Genomic DNA, 15,838 nt, shown 5'->3' on the forward strand with positions numbered 1-15,838 from the left:
CCGGCAGCAGCCGTTTTACTCCGTCGGGGCCGGCCCCGACGATCTACAATCGGCTCTTCTCGTCGGCTGAACCCGCCTCGACGGCCCTGCGCTTGAAGGCCTTGCCCGACTTGAAGTTGTAGCTCAGCGAAATGCGGAATTCTCGGCAGTTCCATTGCTGGGACACATCCACCCTGCGGACGAATCCTTCGCCGCGTGCGCCGACGTGCTGCGGGCGGTCGATCAGGTTGCGCACCGAGCATGCGGCGGTGAACTTGTCGCCGAACCGTTTTTTGATCCCCGCATTGAGGAAGTGCATCGGCTCCACCCAGCAGTTGCCGAAGTCCATGCGGCCCTGAAGGCGGTACGACAGGTCGATGTAGAACTTCGCGGGGAGCGTGAAGGTGGTCGAAGCGTTCGCGAAATATAAATTGTAGTGCTTTTCGGGCGTGTGCTGGTCGACGCGCTGGCCCTGACGGATGTAGGTGGCGTTGAGGTTCATGGTCCACCATTTGGCGAACTGGCACGGCGCATTGGCCGAGACGTAATAACTCTTCGTCGTGTCGTAATTGACCCACGCTATGCACAGCCGCTTCGGGTCGTCGGCGTCGGGACGCATCGTCTGCTGTATTTCGCCGGTCTGGACGACAATGCCGCCCGTGAGCGTGTATTTGTGTTTCAGCACCAGCGTCAGGCTCGCGTCGTGCTTGTAGGCCGGGTCGAGCTTCGGATTTCCTGTCTGATAGGTGTAGTCCGAAATCTGGTACCGCTGCGGGTTGAGGGTCCAGAACCGCGGCCGCTCGATCGTACGGGCGTACTGTGCGATCAGCGAATAGGCGCCGTCCTTGGTGAGTGTATAGGAGACGTTGGCGTTGGGGAACAGACTGAAATAATTCTGCGCGATGCCGTGCCCTTTGCCTTCGGTGCGGGTGTACTCGCCGCGCACTCCCGCCACCAAGCTCCAGCGTCCGAGATTGGCCGACGCGATGCCGTACGCCGCGGCGATGTTCTCCGTGTAGTTGATCGTGAAGCTCTGGTTGTCGTTGCGCGCCCATGCGTCGTCTTTCAGGTATTCGTACAGCGCGTCGTTGTGCATGTCGTTGTAGGTGTATTTGGCTCCGGCCTGCAGCGACCAGCGGGGCGAGAACTTCTTGTCGAAGGCCAGCGTGGCGGTGGTCACGTTGTAGACCGAGACCGAATTGTCGCGGTAGGCCGAGTCTGCGGCGGGCGCGGGGGCCGGAGCGGCTATGCGGCTGAAGTTGTCGTTCTCGGCGTCCGTGGTGCGGCGGTTGTAGTCGGCCAGCACCTTGAGCGTCGAACCCAGCGAGTCGATCTTCCGGATGTAGTTGAACGTCAGCGAGTAGTTGTTGCGCGCCGTGAAATTGTCATAGCGGCTGTCGGTGCGGGTCATACCCTCTGCGGCCGTGAAGTCCGTGTAGGAGTCGTTGGGACCTTTTTCGCGGTTGCGCCAGTATTCGAACTCCGCGCCGACGCTTTGGCGGGAATTGATCTCGTACACCGAACCGAAGCTCGCGCCGAAATTCCGGTCGCGTTCGAATTTTTCGGAGTGGGCTTCGAGACTGTTGCTGCCCGACGTGTAGCGGGTGTTTTCGTCCGATTCGAATTCGTCGGTTTCGAGGTTGAACCACGCCAGCCCGTAGAGGTCGAGCCGTCCCGAATGGTAGTTGACGCGCGCACGGGGATTGACCGACCGCACCCAGCGGCCCAGCCGCGAATCGACCGACAGCGACCCCTCCATGCCGTTTTCGCGGCGTTTGCGGAGCGTTATCCGGATGATGCCGCCCAACGAATCCGCATCGTAGTCTGCGCCGGTCGTGGGCACGACCTCGATTTTCTGGATGTCGTCGGCACGCAGCGAACGCAGGTAGGTCAGCAGCTGCGCCGGTTCCATGCGCAGCTCGCGGTCGTTGACGTACACCTTCGAACCGCTCTTGCCGTTGATCGAGATCTTCTCGTCGTCCACCCATACGCCCGGAGCGCGCTCCAGCAGTTCGATGCCGTCCTTGCCGATCGCCGCCGGGGCGTTGGCCACATCGACGACAAAGCGGTCGGCCTCGCGGCGGATCAGCTGCGCCTTGACCACCACGCCCTCGATCTGCGTCGAGGAGCTTTTCAGCACGATGTCGCCCAGATCGTTGTCCGCTTCGACGCGCACCTGCCGCAGGACGGGAGCGAAACCCAGATACTGGATCGAGAGGGTGTATTCGCCCGTCGGGACCTTCAGCTCGAAACGTCCGGCGTCGTCGGTCGCCATGCCGGCCACCTGCTCGCCGCCCCTGAGCAGTACCACCGTCGCATACTCCACGGCCTGTCCCTGCTCGTCCACGACGCGGCCTCCGGCCGGATACATGCGGGCCGCTATTGCGTTCGCCGCAGCCATTGCGAGCAGCAGGATAAGGAGGATAAGTTTTTTCATAATATTCTGTTTTTAATTGTAGTCTGCGTTGCATTTTAGTTGGCGAGGCAAAGATATGTAAAAATATTTATACTTTGCAATGCATAGTACTGTGTTTTTGCAGAAAATTTTGATACATATATAAATAAGACCTCCGTACCGGCAGGGTACGGAGGTCCGAAAGGGTAGGACGGCGGGCTTACCTGCCTGCCGGAATCTGAATTTCGGTCAGCCGCTCTTCCTCGCTGTCCTTGTTCCAGATGCCGTCGATATAGCTGAACCGGGGGCTTCCCGCGAGCTTGTATCCCTCTTTTTCGACGTATGCGTAAAGCTCGGCGAAGGTCTGCGGCAGGGTGTCGTAGTTTCCGCGGTGATACATGCACACGGCCGTCGGCACGGCCTCCAGCTCCTTGAATTCAATCAGCTCCGACTCCTCTTTCCGTTCGGTCACTGCTTCGCAGTATTCGATGTCGATGTCCCGTTCCCTGAATTCGCAGGTGTGGTCGATCGTGAAGCAGTAGCCCGGTTCGGAACATTCGCAACCCAGCCGCGCCATCTCCGGTCCGATGACATTGGGGCAGAGGTCGAACAGTTCGTCGTAGCCCCTGACGACCCGGCGGTGGCTGGCGACGACGACCGCCGGCAGCTCTTTGATAAATGCTTTTTCCATTTTCTTCGGTTTTGCGAGTTCTTTTCCCAGCCTTTCCAGCTCCGTCATGCGCCGCTCCAGCCGAAGCAGCGTCTCCCGGCACTCCGCGGTTTTGGCCGCGATAAGCTCCGGCGACGGGCGCGTCCGCCCCTCGTCGAACAGCTCTCCGATCTCTTCGAGCGTGAATCCCAGCTCCTTGAGGTCGCGGATCGTGTTCATCCTTCCCAGCTGGCATACGTCGTAATAACGGTATCCGGTCCACTTGTCCACTTGGCTCGGTACGAGCAGCCCGATCTCTTCGTAGTGCCGCAATGTCTTGACGGTAACCCGGTTGAGCTTGGAAAATTCTCCGATTTTGAATTTGATTTTCGTTGTCTTCGTAAACTCTGCGCAGTGTTCATGCGGCAAAGATACACCCTGACCTTGGGGACGGGTCAACTGTTTCGCATTATTTTTTTTCGGCGGCCTGCGAAAAAAAGGTCCGGCCCGACGGTCATCGTGAATATTTTGTTGAAAAATCGTTGCTCCCCGATTTAGGATTCCTGCGAATAATTCCTAAATTTGCAGATTGAATTATTATGGCTCATTGTCCCCTGACGTTATTCCGAACGCTCCGCTATGCTGTTTTCCGCCCGATACGGCGTCCGGACGGGTGCGGCGGGGTGTGGCGGCCGGGCCTTAAAGACTGATTTTATGATAAGCGCAGTTTACTATATCTTTCTGGTCTTCCTCTGCACCTTTTTCATGGTGCTGTCGGCCGTCGCTCTGGTCGTATGCTATCCTTTCGACAAGGGCCGCCGCGTGGTGCACGAACTGTCGCGCATTCTGGTCCGCATCTTCTTCGCCGTGCCTCCCCGGTGGCGGCAGCGGGTGATCGGCCGGGAGTACGTGGACCGGAAGAAGAGTTACGTCATCGTGCTGAACCACAATACGGTGATCGACATCCCGACGCTTTACTACATTCCGCTCAATTTCCGCTGGGTCTCCAAGCGCGAGGTCTTCAAGACCCCCTTCTTCGGGCAGTACCTCGTCCTGCACGGCGACATCTGCATCAACCGCGGTCGCGCTTCCGAAGCGCTGGAGCAGATGGTCCGCGACGGCAAACTATGGATTTCGCGCGGCGCTTCGGTGGCCGTATTCCCTGAGGGTACGCGCTCCAAGGACGGCGAGATTCACCGTTTCAAGGCGGGGGCCTTCACGCTGGCCAAGGAGGCGGGCGTGGAGATTCTTCCCGTGGTGCTCGACGGTACGAAGACGCTCATCAAAAAGAACGCGCTGTTCAACTGGGGCAACCGGATCACGATCCGGGTGCTGCCCCCCGTCTCCGCCGGGCGGGTCGCCGCGGCCGAGACGCACGAACTGATGCAGGAGGTGCACGACGCCATGTGCGCGGCCCTCGCCGAGATCCGAAACAAAAAATAGACTATGGCAGATTTACTCAATACGAATCCGAACGACAATTACGGCGACGACGCCATCGTCACCCTCTCGCCGCGGGAGCACATCCGCCTGCGGCCCGGTATGTATATCGGCAAGCTGGGCGACGGCGCGCAGGCCGACGACGGCATTTACGTCCTCATCAAGGAGGTCGTGGACAACTCGGTGGACGAGTTCATCATGGGTGCCGGCCGTCAGATCGACATTTCGATCGCCGACAACGTGGTTTCGGTGCGCGACTACGGCCGCGGCATTCCCCTCAAGTCGCTCGCGGCGGCCGTCAGCGAGATGAACACCGGCGGCAAGTACGGCGGCTCGGCCTTCAAGAAGACCGTCGGCCTGAACGGCGTCGGCGTCAAGGCCGTCAACATGCTTTCGAGCGAATTCACGGCCCGTTCGGTCCGCGACGGCGAAGCCCGCACGGTGACTTTCGCGCAGGGACTCGAACAGAGCGATACGTGGGAGAGCGGCGTGAGGGAGAAGAACGGCACTTTCATCTCGTTCCGCGTCGACGAGGAGGTTTTCGGGCAGTACGCCTACAACCTCGAATACGTCGAGCAGATGATCCGCAACTACACCTACCTGAATCTGGGGCTGACGTTCAATTTCAACGGCAGCAGCTACGTCTCGAAAAACGGCCTGCTGGACCTGCTGAACGAAAACATGACCGAGGAGCCGCTCTATCCGCCGATCCACCTTTCGGGCGACGACATCGAAGTGGCGATCGCCCACGGCACGGGTTACGGCGAGAGCTACTTCTCGTTCGTCAACGGCCAGTACACCTCGCAGGGCGGCACGCATCAGGCGGCGTTCCGCGAGGCCATCGCCAAGACCGTCAAGGAGTTCTACCACAAGGATTACGACCCTTCGGACATCCGCACGTCGATCATCGCCGCCATTTCGGTCAAGGTCACCGACCCGGTCTTCGAGTCGCAGACCAAGATCAAGCTCGGTTCGAAGGAGATCGAGCCGGGCGTGTCGATGCGCAACTTCGTCGTGGACTTTCTGGGCAAGCACCTCGACGACTACCTGCACAAGCACTCCGAGACGGCGCAGATTCTCCAGAAGAAGATCGTCGAGAACGAAAAGGAGCGCAAGGCGATTTCGGGCATCCAGAAGAAGGCCCGCGAGACGGCCAAGAAGGTGTCGCTCAACAACAAGAAACTGCGCGACTGCAAGATACACCGCACCGACAAGCATGAGCTGGCCGAACAGTCGATGATCTTCATCACCGAGGGTAATTCGGCTTCGGGTTCGATCACCAAGAGCCGCGACGTGCGTACGCAGGCGGTCTTCTCGTTGCGCGGCAAGCCGCTCAACTGCTACGGACTCACCAAAAAGGTCGTCTACGAGAACGAGGAGTTCAACCTCCTGCAGGCGGCACTCAACATCGAGGAGGATATGGATAACCTCCGCTACAACAAGGTGATCATCGCCACCGATGCCGATGTCGACGGCATGCACATCCGCCTGCTGATGATGACCTTCTTCCTGCAGTTCTTCCCCGACGTGATCCGTCAGGGCCATCTGTTCGTGCTGCAAACGCCGCTTTTCCGCGTGCGCAACAAGAAGGAGACGCACTACTGCTATTCGGAGGACGAACGCCTGAAAGCCGTCTCCCGCTGCGGCGCCAACGCCGAAATCACGCGATTCAAAGGTCTGGGCGAGATTTCGCCCGACGAGTTCCGCGAATTCATCGGCGAGGGGATGCGGCTGGACAAGGTCCGCATCACCAAGGACGACCCGATCCACGACCTGCTGGAGTTCTACATGGGCAAGAACACCTACGAGCGGCAGGGCTTCATCATCGACAACCTGCGCATCGAGGAGGATATCGTCGAGCAGGACCTTGCAATCAGTTAAAGGAATATGGCAGAAGAAAAAGATATCATCGGGCGGGAAGAGCCGCTCAACGAGGACGCATCGACCCCGGAAACGGCCGACGAGGCAGCCGACGAAACCCCGGCCGCCGGGCCTCAGGGCAAGGCGGGCAAGTTCGACCGGCTGACGCAGGACGAGGGGGGCGTGCGCAAACTGACGGGCATGTATAAGAACTGGTTCTTGGATTACGCTTCGTACGTGATCCTCGAACGCGCCGTGCCCCATGTCGAAGACGGTCTGAAACCCGTTCAGCGGCGCATCCTCCACGCCATGAAGGTCGTGGACGACGGCCGCTACAACAAGGTGGCCAACATCGTGGGCCAGACCATGCAGTACCACCCGCACGGCGACGCGTCGATCAAGGATGCGCTGGTCCAGCTGGGCCAGAAGGACCTGCTGATCGACTGTCAGGGCAACTGGGGCAACATCCTCACGGGCGACGAAGCCGCCGCGGGCCGTTATATCGAAGCCCGCCTTTCGAAATTCGCCAACGAAGTGGTCTTCAACAAGAAGACCACCGAGTGGATGCTTACCTACGACGGCCGCAAGGAGGAGCCGGTCACGCTGCCGATCAAGTTCCCGCTGCTGCTGGCGCAGGGCTCGGACGGCATCGCCGTAGGTCTGGCGTCGAAAATCCTGCCCCACAACTTCGTGGAGCTTATCAACGCCTGCATCGCCCATCTTCAGGGCCGCGAATTCCAGCTTTACCCCGACTTTCCGACGGGCGGCATGGCCGACGTGAGCCGTTACAACGACGGTCTTCGCGGCGGTGCTGTGAAGGTCCGCGCCAAGATTTCGAAGATCGACAAACGTACGCTGGCCATCACCGAAATTCCCTATACCACGACCACCGAGTCGATCAAGGATTCGATCATCAAGGCCAACGACAAGGGCAAGATCAAGATCAAGAAGGTCGATGACAATACGGCCGACCGGGTCGAGATCGTCATTCAGGTCTCGCCCGACGAGTCGAGCGACAAGACCATCGACGCGCTCTACGCCTTCACGGACTGCGAAGTCTCGATCGCCCCGAACGCCTGCCTGATCTGGGAGGACAAGCCCCATTTTCTGGGCGTGAGCGAAATCCTGCGCCGCTCGGCCGAGCATACCAAATGGCTGCTGGGCCGCGAGCTGGAGATCCGGCTCGGCGAGCTGAACGAAGCGTGGCACGCCGCGTCGCTCGAACGCATCTTCATCGAGAACAAGCTCTACCAGCTCATCGAGGGCAGCAAGAGCCGCGAGGAGGCCTACGCCGCCGTGGACAAGGGACTGGAGCCGTTCAAGAAACTGCTCCGCCGCGAGGTGACGCTCTCCGACGTGCAGCGGCTTACGGAGCTGAAGTTCATCCGTATTTCGCGTTACGACAGCGACAAGGCCGACAACGAAATCCGCCAGATCGAGGAGGACATCAAGTCCACGCAGTACGATCTGAACCATCTTACCGAATATGCCGTGGCCTATTACGAGCGTATCCGCGACAAGTACGGCAAGGGCCGGGAGCGCAGGACCGAACTGCGCGAATTCGACAATATCGAAGCCACGAAGGTCGCCGTGACCAACGCCAAGCTCTACGTGGACCGCGCCGAAGGCTTCTTCGGCATCGGCAAGTCGATGAAGGACGCCGAGCTGGTCTGCGACTGCTCGGACATCGACGACGTGATCGTCTTCACCAAGGACGGCCGCTACGTCATCACCAAGGTCAGCGACAAGGCCTTCTTCGAGAAGGGCATCTATTATATCGGCGTCTTCAAGCGCAACGACGAGCGCACGATCTACAACGTGCTGTACCGCGACGGCAAGAACGGTCCGATCATGATGAAGCGCTGCGCCATCAAGGCCATCACGCGCGACAAGGAGTACGACATCACCAAGGGCACGCCCAAGAGCGAGATCCTCTATATGTCTGTCAATCCGAACGGTGAGGCCGAGGTGCTCAAGATTTACTTCAAGCCCCGTCCGCGTCTCAAGAAGGTGATCGTGGACCTCGACTTCTCGACCCTCGCCATCAAGGGCCGCCAGAGTCAGGGCAATCTCTTCTCGCGCTACGGCATCCACAAGATCGTCCTCAAGGAGCGCGGCACTTCGACGCTCGGCGGCCAGAACGTCTGGTTCGACGAGGATGTCCGCCGCCTGAACGCCGACGGCCGCGGCACGCTGCTGGGCGAGTTCAAGGGCGACGACAAGATCATCGTCTGGACCTCCAAGAACCAGTACTACATCACGGGTTACGACCTCGGCCAGCACTTCCCCGACGAAACCGTGCGCGTGAGCCGTTACGAAGCCGACCGCATCTACAGCGTCTGCTATTACGACCGCTCGCAGCAGTACTACTATATGAAGCGTTTCACGGCCGAGATGAGCGACAAGATGCAGTTCTTCCTCGACGAGGAGGGACAGGCCGATCTGGTCGCCGTGACGGAACGTACGGGCGCCAAGCTCGAAATCACCTACAAGGGCGCGCATGCATCGCGCCCTGCGGACGAGATCGACGTGGACGAATTCGTGGGCGTCAAGAGCCACCGCGCCAAGGGCAAGCGCCTGACGACCTACGACGTCGTCGCGCTGCGCTTCATCGAACCCGAACTGCCGCCCGAACCCGAACCTTCGGACGACGACGCTCCCGACGATACGCCCTCCGGCGGCGGTGCTTCGGCCGGAGCGCAAGGCGGTTCCGGCAACGGTGCGGCCGACCGTGCGGCCGACCGTGCGGTGGGCGGTTCGAACGGTGATGCGGCTGATCGCGGCGCAGCTCTTTCCGGTGGAGTTGGTTCTGCCGTCTCTTCCGGTGCGAATTCCGCCACGGAAGGCCCGGACTTTGCGCCGGCCTCTTCCGCCGCGGACAACCCCGGTGCGCCGGGCAGACCGGGCGGCGATACGGCCGCGCCCGCGCATGAAAAACCTGCGGCCGCCGACAAACCGGCTGCGAAAGACAAACCTGCGGCAAAGACCTCTGATCCGAAGAAAACGCCCGCGTCGTCCGCCGGCCTGCCCCGTACGGGCACGACTTCGGGCGGCGTGGAGTTCGAAATCGAACGCGCCAAAGGCGATGCCGACGAGGTGATCGACCCCGAACAGCTGAATCTGTTTTAACCTCCGGCGATGAAACCTCTTTTTCTGATCGGTTACATGGGGTGCGGCAAGAGCACCCTCGGACGCAGGCTCGCACGCCGTCTGGGTGCGGAGTTCGCCGACACCGACGCGCTGATCGAACGGCGCGAGGGGGCTTCAGTGGCCGATGTTTTCCGTTACGAAGGGGAGGAGCGTTTCCGCGAGGTGGAGCGCGAAGTGCTGGAACAGACGCTCGCCGGAACCGCCGCCGTGGTCTCCACGGGCGGAGGACTTCCCGTCTGGCGCGACAACATGGCCCGCATGAACGCTGCGGGATTTACGGTCTACCTGCGCCGCGAGGCGGAGCAGATTGCCCGGCGGCTGAGCCCTTACGGACGGCAGAAGCGTCCCCGCCTGCGAGGGCTGGACGACGCCGAACTGGTCGAGTTCATGAGCCGTGACATGGCTGCGCGCGAACCGTTTTACGCGCAGGCGCAGCTGATCGTCGATTGCGGCGAGCTGTCCGACGACGAGGTGGTCGAAACGATCCTTCGACACACGATGCAGAACGAATAACCTTCCTCCGCGGCGGTTGCTTTCCCCGAAGCGGACGGAGTGACAAATACACAGAAACGAATGAACGATGCTCCCATAGGTGTTTACGATTCGGGGCTGGGCGGACTGACCGTCTGGCGCGAGGTGCGGCGCATGCTGCCCTCCGAATCGCTCGTCTATCTGGGCGACGGCAAAAACTGCCCCTACGGATCGCGCCCCCGCGAAGAGGTGCGGCGGCTCGCCGACGAAGCCGTTGCCAGCCTTGTTGCGCAGGGGTGCAAGATGGTCGTCGTGGCCTGCAATACCGCCACGGCCGCCGCAATCGACTTCCTGAGGGAGAAATACGCCCCGATGCCGATCGTGGGCATGGAGCCGGCCGTGAAACCCGCCTGCCTGAATACCCGCAGCGGGGTGGTCGGGGTGCTGGCCACCGAGCGGAGTCTCGACGGCGAACTTTTCCGCCGCACGGCGGCCAAATACGGCAGCGGCGTCGAACTCATCACCGCCCCCGGCCGCGGTTTCGTCGAACTGGTCGAGAGCGACCGCGAATCGACGCCCGAAGCCGAGCAGGCCGTCCGCGACGCCGTCGCGGTGATGCTGGAACACGGCGCCGACCAGATCGTGCTGGGATGCACGCACTATCCCTTCCTGCTTCCCGTGCTGGAACGCGTCGTCGCGGGCCGCGGCGTCGAAATCGTCGATCCGTCGCCCGCCGTCGCCCGCCGCGTCGTCCAGCTGCTCGACCAGTACGGCCTGCACGCCGCCCCGGACCATGTCCCGTCCTATACGTTCCGCACCTTCGCCGGCGAAAGCTACCGCCTGCGTCTGGAACATAAGGCCGCGGAGTCGCTCTGAGCGGGCGCGGGATTCAATAAAATTCCCCCTGATACCCCGAATGTCGAAAAAAATGCGTAACTTCGCTTGATAAAATCAAGCGTAACACGAAATGGCATCTAAAAATACGACAAATACAACTGCTTCTAAAAACGGACGTCAGCGCATCGAACGCTCCAACAGCGACAGCGCCCGCTGGATCGCGGGCCTTTTGCTGCTGTTCGTCGGCGTGTTCGCCGCGTCGTCCGTGCTGTTTTCGTTCTTCAGCTGGGCCGCCGACCAGAGCGGCCTGCAACTCTCGCCTGAGGAGCGGCTGACGCTGGGCGTCGAGCCGGAGAACCTCTGCGGCTGGGCGGGCGCGAAGCTGGGACGCCTGCTGGTCGATAATTCGTTCGGCGTCTTCGGCATCCTGATTCCGACGATGATCATTCTCGTCGGCGTGCGGATCATCCGCCAGCGTCCGCTGCTGTTCAACCATTCGATTCTCTCGCTCTTCCTGATCATGATCCTCGGTTCGCTGACGCTGGGCTTCGCCTTCGGCGACAAGTGGAGCCTTTGCAGCTCGACGGGGTGGGGCGGCGCTTTCGGCATCGAGACCGGCGCCCTGCTGCACACGCATATCGGCGTCTTCGGCACGCTTATCCTGCTCGTGGGCTGCTGGATACTGACGGGCGTCTTCATCAACCGCAATTTCATCAACAAGGTCAATCGTGCGGGCAACGTCATGGTGGACAAGAGCGGCCGGATCGTCGAGATCGTCAAGCATAAGGTCGTTCCGGGACACCTCCACGCCGAAGAAGCCGACGGGGCCGTTTCTGCTGCCGCGACGCCGGCCGCGCCGGATGCCGCCGAGGCAGCCGGAACGGAGCGTGCCGCCGAACCCGAAATGCCGCGCGCCGTGCGCGTACCGGAGCCTGAAACGCCGCGCGCCGCACGTACGCCGGACCCCGAAATCGTACGTCCCGCCCGTGAGCCGGAAGCAGCCGCGACGCAGATCGTCCGCGGCGAAGAGGACGATCCCTTCGTCGAAACCTCGTCCGACGGCACCCCCGTCGGCTCGGAACCCGCCCGCGAAGCGGAATCCGCGGTAAAGACCGACGAGGACGGCGAATTTATCGAAGTGGACCTCTCGCGTCCCGAAGGGCGGCTGGTGCTCGGCCCCGGCGGACTCGTCGAGCTGGAGCGTCCCTCGACACCCTCGGCCGCACCCTCCGCCGGAACTCCGGTCCGCAATATGCCCGTTTCCGACGGCCCGTTCACCGAACTTACCGTAGGCGGAGATGCCGGCGCATCTTCCCCGGAGACTTTCGCCGGAGCCGCTGCTGAATCCCTTTCCGGCTCCGAATCCCTTTCCGGCTCCGAATCCCTTTCCGGTTCTGCTTCCCACTCTGCTTCCGCATCCGGAGATGCGCCTGCGCATGGAGCTGGCTCCGCGCCCGAATATGAATCCGCACCCGCCGACGCATCTGTTTCCGCGGGTTCGGCCGGTGCCGAAGGCGTCGTCGTTACGGTCGAAGCCAACGAGGCCCGCATGGTCGACGAACGGGCGATCACGACCGAGAGCTACGATCCGCTGAAGGACCTCGTGAACTACAGCAAGCCGCCCGTGACGCTTCTGGAGGACTACCAGTCCGATTCGGAAGTTAGCGACGAGGAGATTTTCGACAACAAGACCCGCATCGAGGAGACGCTCAAGAATTTCGGCATTCCGATCCAGCGCATCAAGGCCACCGTCGGTCCCACGGTCACGCTCTATGAGATCGTGCAGGCGCAGGGCGTCAAGATTTCGAAGATCCAGAGTCTCGAAAACGACATAGCCCAGAGCCTTAAGGCGCTGGGTATCCGCATCATCGCGCCCATTCCCGGCAAGGGAACCATCGGCATCGAGGTCCCCAACCGCGACAAGCAGGTGGTGTCGATGTACTCCGCCGTGCGTTCGCTGCGTTTTCAGGAGTCGAAGGCCGAGCTTCCGGTGGTGATCGGCCGCACGATCCAGAACGAAAACTACGTCTTCGATCTGGCCAAGATGCCGCACCTGCTGGTCGCGGGTGCCACGGGGCAGGGTAAGTCGGTGGGACTCAATGCGATCATCACCTCGCTGCTCTACCGCAAACACCCCGCGCAGCTGAAGTTCGTGATGATCGACCCCAAGATGGTCGAATTCTCGCTCTACGCCAAGATCGAACGGCATTTCCTCGCCAAGATGGAGTCGGAGGACGATGCGATCGTCACCGATCCCCGTAAGGCGGTCTATGCGCTCAACTCGCTCTGTACGGAGATGGACAACCGTCTGGAACTCTGTAAGAAGGCCGGGGCGCGCAATATTGCCGAATACAACGAGAAATTCACTTCCCGGCGGCTCAATCCGCATAACGGCCACCGTTACCTGCCTTATATCGTCGTCGTCGTCGATGAGTTCGCCGACCTGATCATGACCGCCCGCGAGGTCGAGGGACCCGTGATGCGTCTGGCGCAGAAAGCCCGCGCCATCGGCATCCACCTGATCATCGCCACGCAGCGCCCCGACGTGAAGGTCATCACGGGCGGTATCAAGGCCAACTTCCCGGCCCGTATCGCCTTCCGCGTGATGCAGATGATCGACTCGCGCACGATCATCGACCAGCCGGGCGCCAACCAGCTGATCGGGCGCGGCGACATGCTCTTCTCGAAGGACGGCGAGCTGACCCGTATCCAGTGTGCGCTGGTCGAGACCAAGGAGGTGGAGCGCGTCGTCGATTACATCTCCCGCCAGCAGGGCTATACCGAAGCCTACCCGCTGCCCGACTATACTCCCGATGCGGACGGCGGCGGCAGCAGTCAGGGCAGCGAGGAGTCCGCTCCGGTGAAATACGACTCGCTCTTCGCCGAGATCGCCCGCGACGCAGTTTCGGGCGGCAATATCTCGACCTCGATGATCCAGCGCAACTACGAAGTCGGCTTCAACCGCGCCGGTCGCATCATGACGCAGCTCGAACGCGCCGGCATCGTCGGCCGCCAGCAGGGGGCCAAGCCGCGCGACATTCTGTTCCACGACCTGCCGTCGCTCGAAGCCAAACTGCAGGACCTCGGTTTATTCTGATGCTTACGCCCATGAAACGACTTTTATTCGCAATAGTGCTGCTGTCAGCGGCCCGGACGGCCGCCGCCCGCGGGATGCTTTCCGAAACCCTCGCCGTAACCGAAACCGCCGCCGCGTCGGCTGTTTCTTCAGCGTCAGCCGAAACCGCCGTGTCCGCTGTTTCCTCAGCGTCAGCCGAAGCTGTTGCGTCTGCTGTTTCCTCGGTGTCAGCCGAAACCGCCGCATCCGCTGCTTTCTCTGCGTCAGCCGAAACTTCCATGTCCGCTGTTTCCTCAGTGTCTGCCGAAACTGCCGTGTCGGGTCTTCGTGCGGTTTTCCCGGAAACCACCGTATCCGCTGTTCCTGCGGCCGCAGGTGATTTCTTCCGTTCCGGCGTTCCGGCTGCTGCTGCATCTCCCGCAGCCTCCGCGGCGGTTGCCGCCCTTGCGCCTTCTGCCGACGGACGGGCCGCTGAGATTCTCGAAAAACTGGCTGCGGGATTCCGTGCGCTGGGTGCTTACGGAGTGGCGTTCGAGGTCAGCTCGGACGAATACACCACCCGCGGCCGTTATGCCGTCGAGGGTGAAAACTACTATATCGCGGTGGGGGAGGCGGAGGTCTACTGCGACGGCAAAATCCGCTACGAGATCGACAACCGCCGCCGCGAAGTGACCATCGACGACGTGGATACTTCAAGCCGTAATCTGCTCAGCAACCCCGCCCATGCCTTCGACTTCATCGGCACCCAGTATGCCCCCTCGCTGGTGAGCGATGCGGAGGGCCGGGCCGTCGTGCGGCTGACCCCGACTTCGGCGGACGCCTCGCCCGCCGGGGAGATTCTCGTTACGGTCGATACCGCCGCGATGCGCCCCGAATCGCTCCGCTACGATTACGACGGCGAGCAGGTCGGCATCGCCGTTCTCGGCGTCGCGCCGCTCGACACACCGCTCAAAGCTTTCTCCAAAGGGGACTACAAAGGTTACGAATTTATCGACTTCCGCTGATACGCCTGCGCGGATATACTCCGGCGGATACTTTCCGTGGATACGGACGGTGTGCGTTATGTGACGGCTCATGCCCCGGATTGCGCGCCGGACTGCCGCGTCCCTGCTGCCGCGTGAATTTCCTGCCGCTTATTTCCGGTTGAGATACCAGTACAGACCGCCCACGAAGAGCCCGCCGCCCACGATGTTGCCGAGCGTGGCCGGAACCAGATTGCCGGCGAACAGCTCCGCCGCCGATACCGGTGCGCCGAGCAGCATGCCCAGCGGGATGAAGAACATGTTGGCGATGCAGTGTTCGTAGCCGATCACCACGAAGCACATGATCGGGAAAAACAGCCCCAGCATACGTCCCGGCACGTCGTTGGCGCTCATTCCGAGCCATACGGCCAGACATACCAGCCAGTTGGCGCCCACGCCGCGCAGGAAAACCGTGCTCCACGGCAGCGATACCTTCGCCTGCGCAATATTGCAGGCCGCTTCCCGCCACATTTCCGACGACAGCACGCCGGGCAGAACCACCATAAAATAGGTGAAGAAGAGCGCCCCTGCGAAATTCCCCATCCACACGAGCGTCCAGTTGCGCGCTACTTTGCCCCAGCCGTACCGGCGGGCGAGCGCCCCCGGCATCAGTACGGCGTTGTTGCCCGTGAACAGCTCGGCTCCGGTGAATACCACCAGTATAAGCCCCAGCGGGAATACCGCGCCCGACAGCAGGCGCTGGAATCCGGGCGCTTCGGCCGCTCCGGGGAACCCGAATCCCGCCATCAGCGAGAACAGGCCGCCTATGGCGATGTATGCGCCGGCCAGAAATGCGAGTATGAGGGTCTTGCCGGCCGTATTTTGCAGTTTGTCCGCCGCGGAGCTTCCGGCCAGCGCGAGGACCTCTTTGGGGGTATTGATTCGGGTCATAAAATTCGGGTCGAAGCCGCAAAGGTAAAAAATCCTCCCGAAACGGCAAAAAAGCGGGGCGTGCTTCC

General features: G+C 61.4%; 10 protein-coding genes. 7 read left to right on the top strand and 3 right to left on the bottom strand.

Annotation, left to right across the window (positions count from 1 at the left end; genetic code table 11):
• Positions 1–43: 43 nt before the first annotated feature.
• Together ACESTR_RS05815 and ACESTR_RS05820 are read right to left on the bottom strand one after the other, a co-directional pair.
• Positions 44–2,416 (bottom strand): outer membrane beta-barrel protein, encoded by a 2,373-nt coding sequence (locus ACESTR_RS05815; protein WP_278713787.1) that lies wholly within the window; start codon positions 2,414–2,416, stop codon positions 44–46.
• A gap of 178 nt (positions 2,417–2,594) precedes the next feature.
• Positions 2,595–3,482: a MerR family transcriptional regulator gene (locus ACESTR_RS05820; protein ID WP_278713786.1), complete on the bottom strand. Its 888-nt coding sequence runs from the start codon at positions 3,480–3,482 to the stop codon at positions 2,595–2,597.
• A 255-nt stretch (positions 3,483–3,737) separates the two neighbouring features.
• On the opposite strand from ACESTR_RS05820, the gene ACESTR_RS05825 reads away from it, so the two are divergent.
• The 7 genes from ACESTR_RS05825 to ACESTR_RS05855 all read left to right on the top strand — a co-directional run bounded on the left by ACESTR_RS05825 (position 3,738) and on the right by ACESTR_RS05855 (position 14,861).
• Positions 3,738–4,466, top strand: coding sequence for a lysophospholipid acyltransferase family protein (locus ACESTR_RS05825; protein WP_195290684.1), 729 nt, complete (start codon positions 3,738–3,740; stop codon positions 4,464–4,466).
• A gap of 3 nt (positions 4,467–4,469) precedes the next feature.
• The gene (locus ACESTR_RS05830; RefSeq protein ID WP_195290686.1) at positions 4,470–6,344 is read left to right on the top strand and encodes a DNA topoisomerase IV subunit B; all 1,875 of its coding nucleotides are present in this window, start codon (positions 4,470–4,472) and stop codon (positions 6,342–6,344) included.
• A gap of 6 nt (positions 6,345–6,350) precedes the next feature.
• Positions 6,351–9,452 carry a DNA gyrase/topoisomerase IV subunit A gene (locus tag ACESTR_RS05835; RefSeq protein ID WP_278713785.1) on the top strand — a complete coding sequence of 1,034 codons (3,102 nt, stop codon included), beginning with the start codon at positions 6,351–6,353 and terminating at the stop codon, positions 9,450–9,452.
• Between the two features lie 9 nt (positions 9,453–9,461).
• The gene (locus tag ACESTR_RS05840) at positions 9,462–9,986 is read left to right on the top strand and encodes a shikimate kinase (RefSeq protein ID WP_022044582.1); all 525 of its coding nucleotides are present in this window, start codon (positions 9,462–9,464) and stop codon (positions 9,984–9,986) included.
• A gap of 60 nt (positions 9,987–10,046) precedes the next feature.
• Positions 10,047–10,820 carry a glutamate racemase gene (murI, locus tag ACESTR_RS05845; protein WP_009596574.1) on the top strand — a complete coding sequence of 258 codons (774 nt, stop codon included), beginning with the start codon at positions 10,047–10,049 and terminating at the stop codon, positions 10,818–10,820.
• Between the two features lie 91 nt (positions 10,821–10,911).
• Positions 10,912–13,878: an FtsK/SpoIIIE family DNA translocase gene (locus ACESTR_RS05850; protein WP_227042374.1), complete on the top strand. Its 2,967-nt coding sequence runs from the start codon at positions 10,912–10,914 to the stop codon at positions 13,876–13,878.
• Between the two features lie 275 nt (positions 13,879–14,153).
• Entirely contained in the window at positions 14,154–14,861 is a 708-nt protein-coding gene (locus tag ACESTR_RS05855; RefSeq protein WP_227042373.1) for a hypothetical protein, read from the top strand.
• 129 nt (positions 14,862–14,990) lie between these two features.
• Here the strand turns inward: ACESTR_RS05855 and ACESTR_RS05860 are convergent, their stop codons facing one another.
• Entirely contained in the window at positions 14,991–15,770 is a 780-nt protein-coding gene (locus ACESTR_RS05860) for a formate/nitrite transporter family protein (protein ID WP_039939620.1), read from the bottom strand.
• Positions 15,771–15,838 lie beyond the last annotated feature (68 nt).

The sequence above is a fragment of the Alistipes sp. DJF_B185 genome (assembly GCF_964250025.1).
Taxonomy (GTDB): domain Bacteria; phylum Bacteroidota; class Bacteroidia; order Bacteroidales; family Rikenellaceae; genus Alistipes; species Alistipes finegoldii.

Bases quoted from the DNA above. Each gene is read 5' to 3' on its own strand.
- ACESTR_RS05825 (WP_195290684.1), top strand. From the start codon at position 3,738: ATGATAAGCGCAGTTTACTATATCTTTCTGGTCTTCCTCTGCACCTTT.
- ACESTR_RS05835 (WP_278713785.1), top strand. From the start codon at position 6,351: ATGGCAGAAGAAAAAGATATCATCGGGCGGGAAGAGCCGCTCAACGAG.
- ACESTR_RS05840 (WP_022044582.1), top strand. From the start codon at position 9,462: ATGAAACCTCTTTTTCTGATCGGTTACATGGGGTGCGGCAAGAGCACC.
- murI (WP_009596574.1), top strand. From the start codon at position 10,047: ATGAACGATGCTCCCATAGGTGTTTACGATTCGGGGCTGGGCGGACTG.
- ACESTR_RS05815 (WP_278713787.1), bottom strand. From the start codon at position 2,416: ATGAAAAAACTTATCCTCCTTATCCTGCTGCTCGCAATGGCTGCGGCG.
- ACESTR_RS05850 (WP_227042374.1), top strand. From the start codon at position 10,912: ATGGCATCTAAAAATACGACAAATACAACTGCTTCTAAAAACGGACGT.
- ACESTR_RS05830 (WP_195290686.1), top strand. From the start codon at position 4,470: ATGGCAGATTTACTCAATACGAATCCGAACGACAATTACGGCGACGAC.
- ACESTR_RS05860 (WP_039939620.1), bottom strand. From the start codon at position 15,770: ATGACCCGAATCAATACCCCCAAAGAGGTCCTCGCGCTGGCCGGAAGC.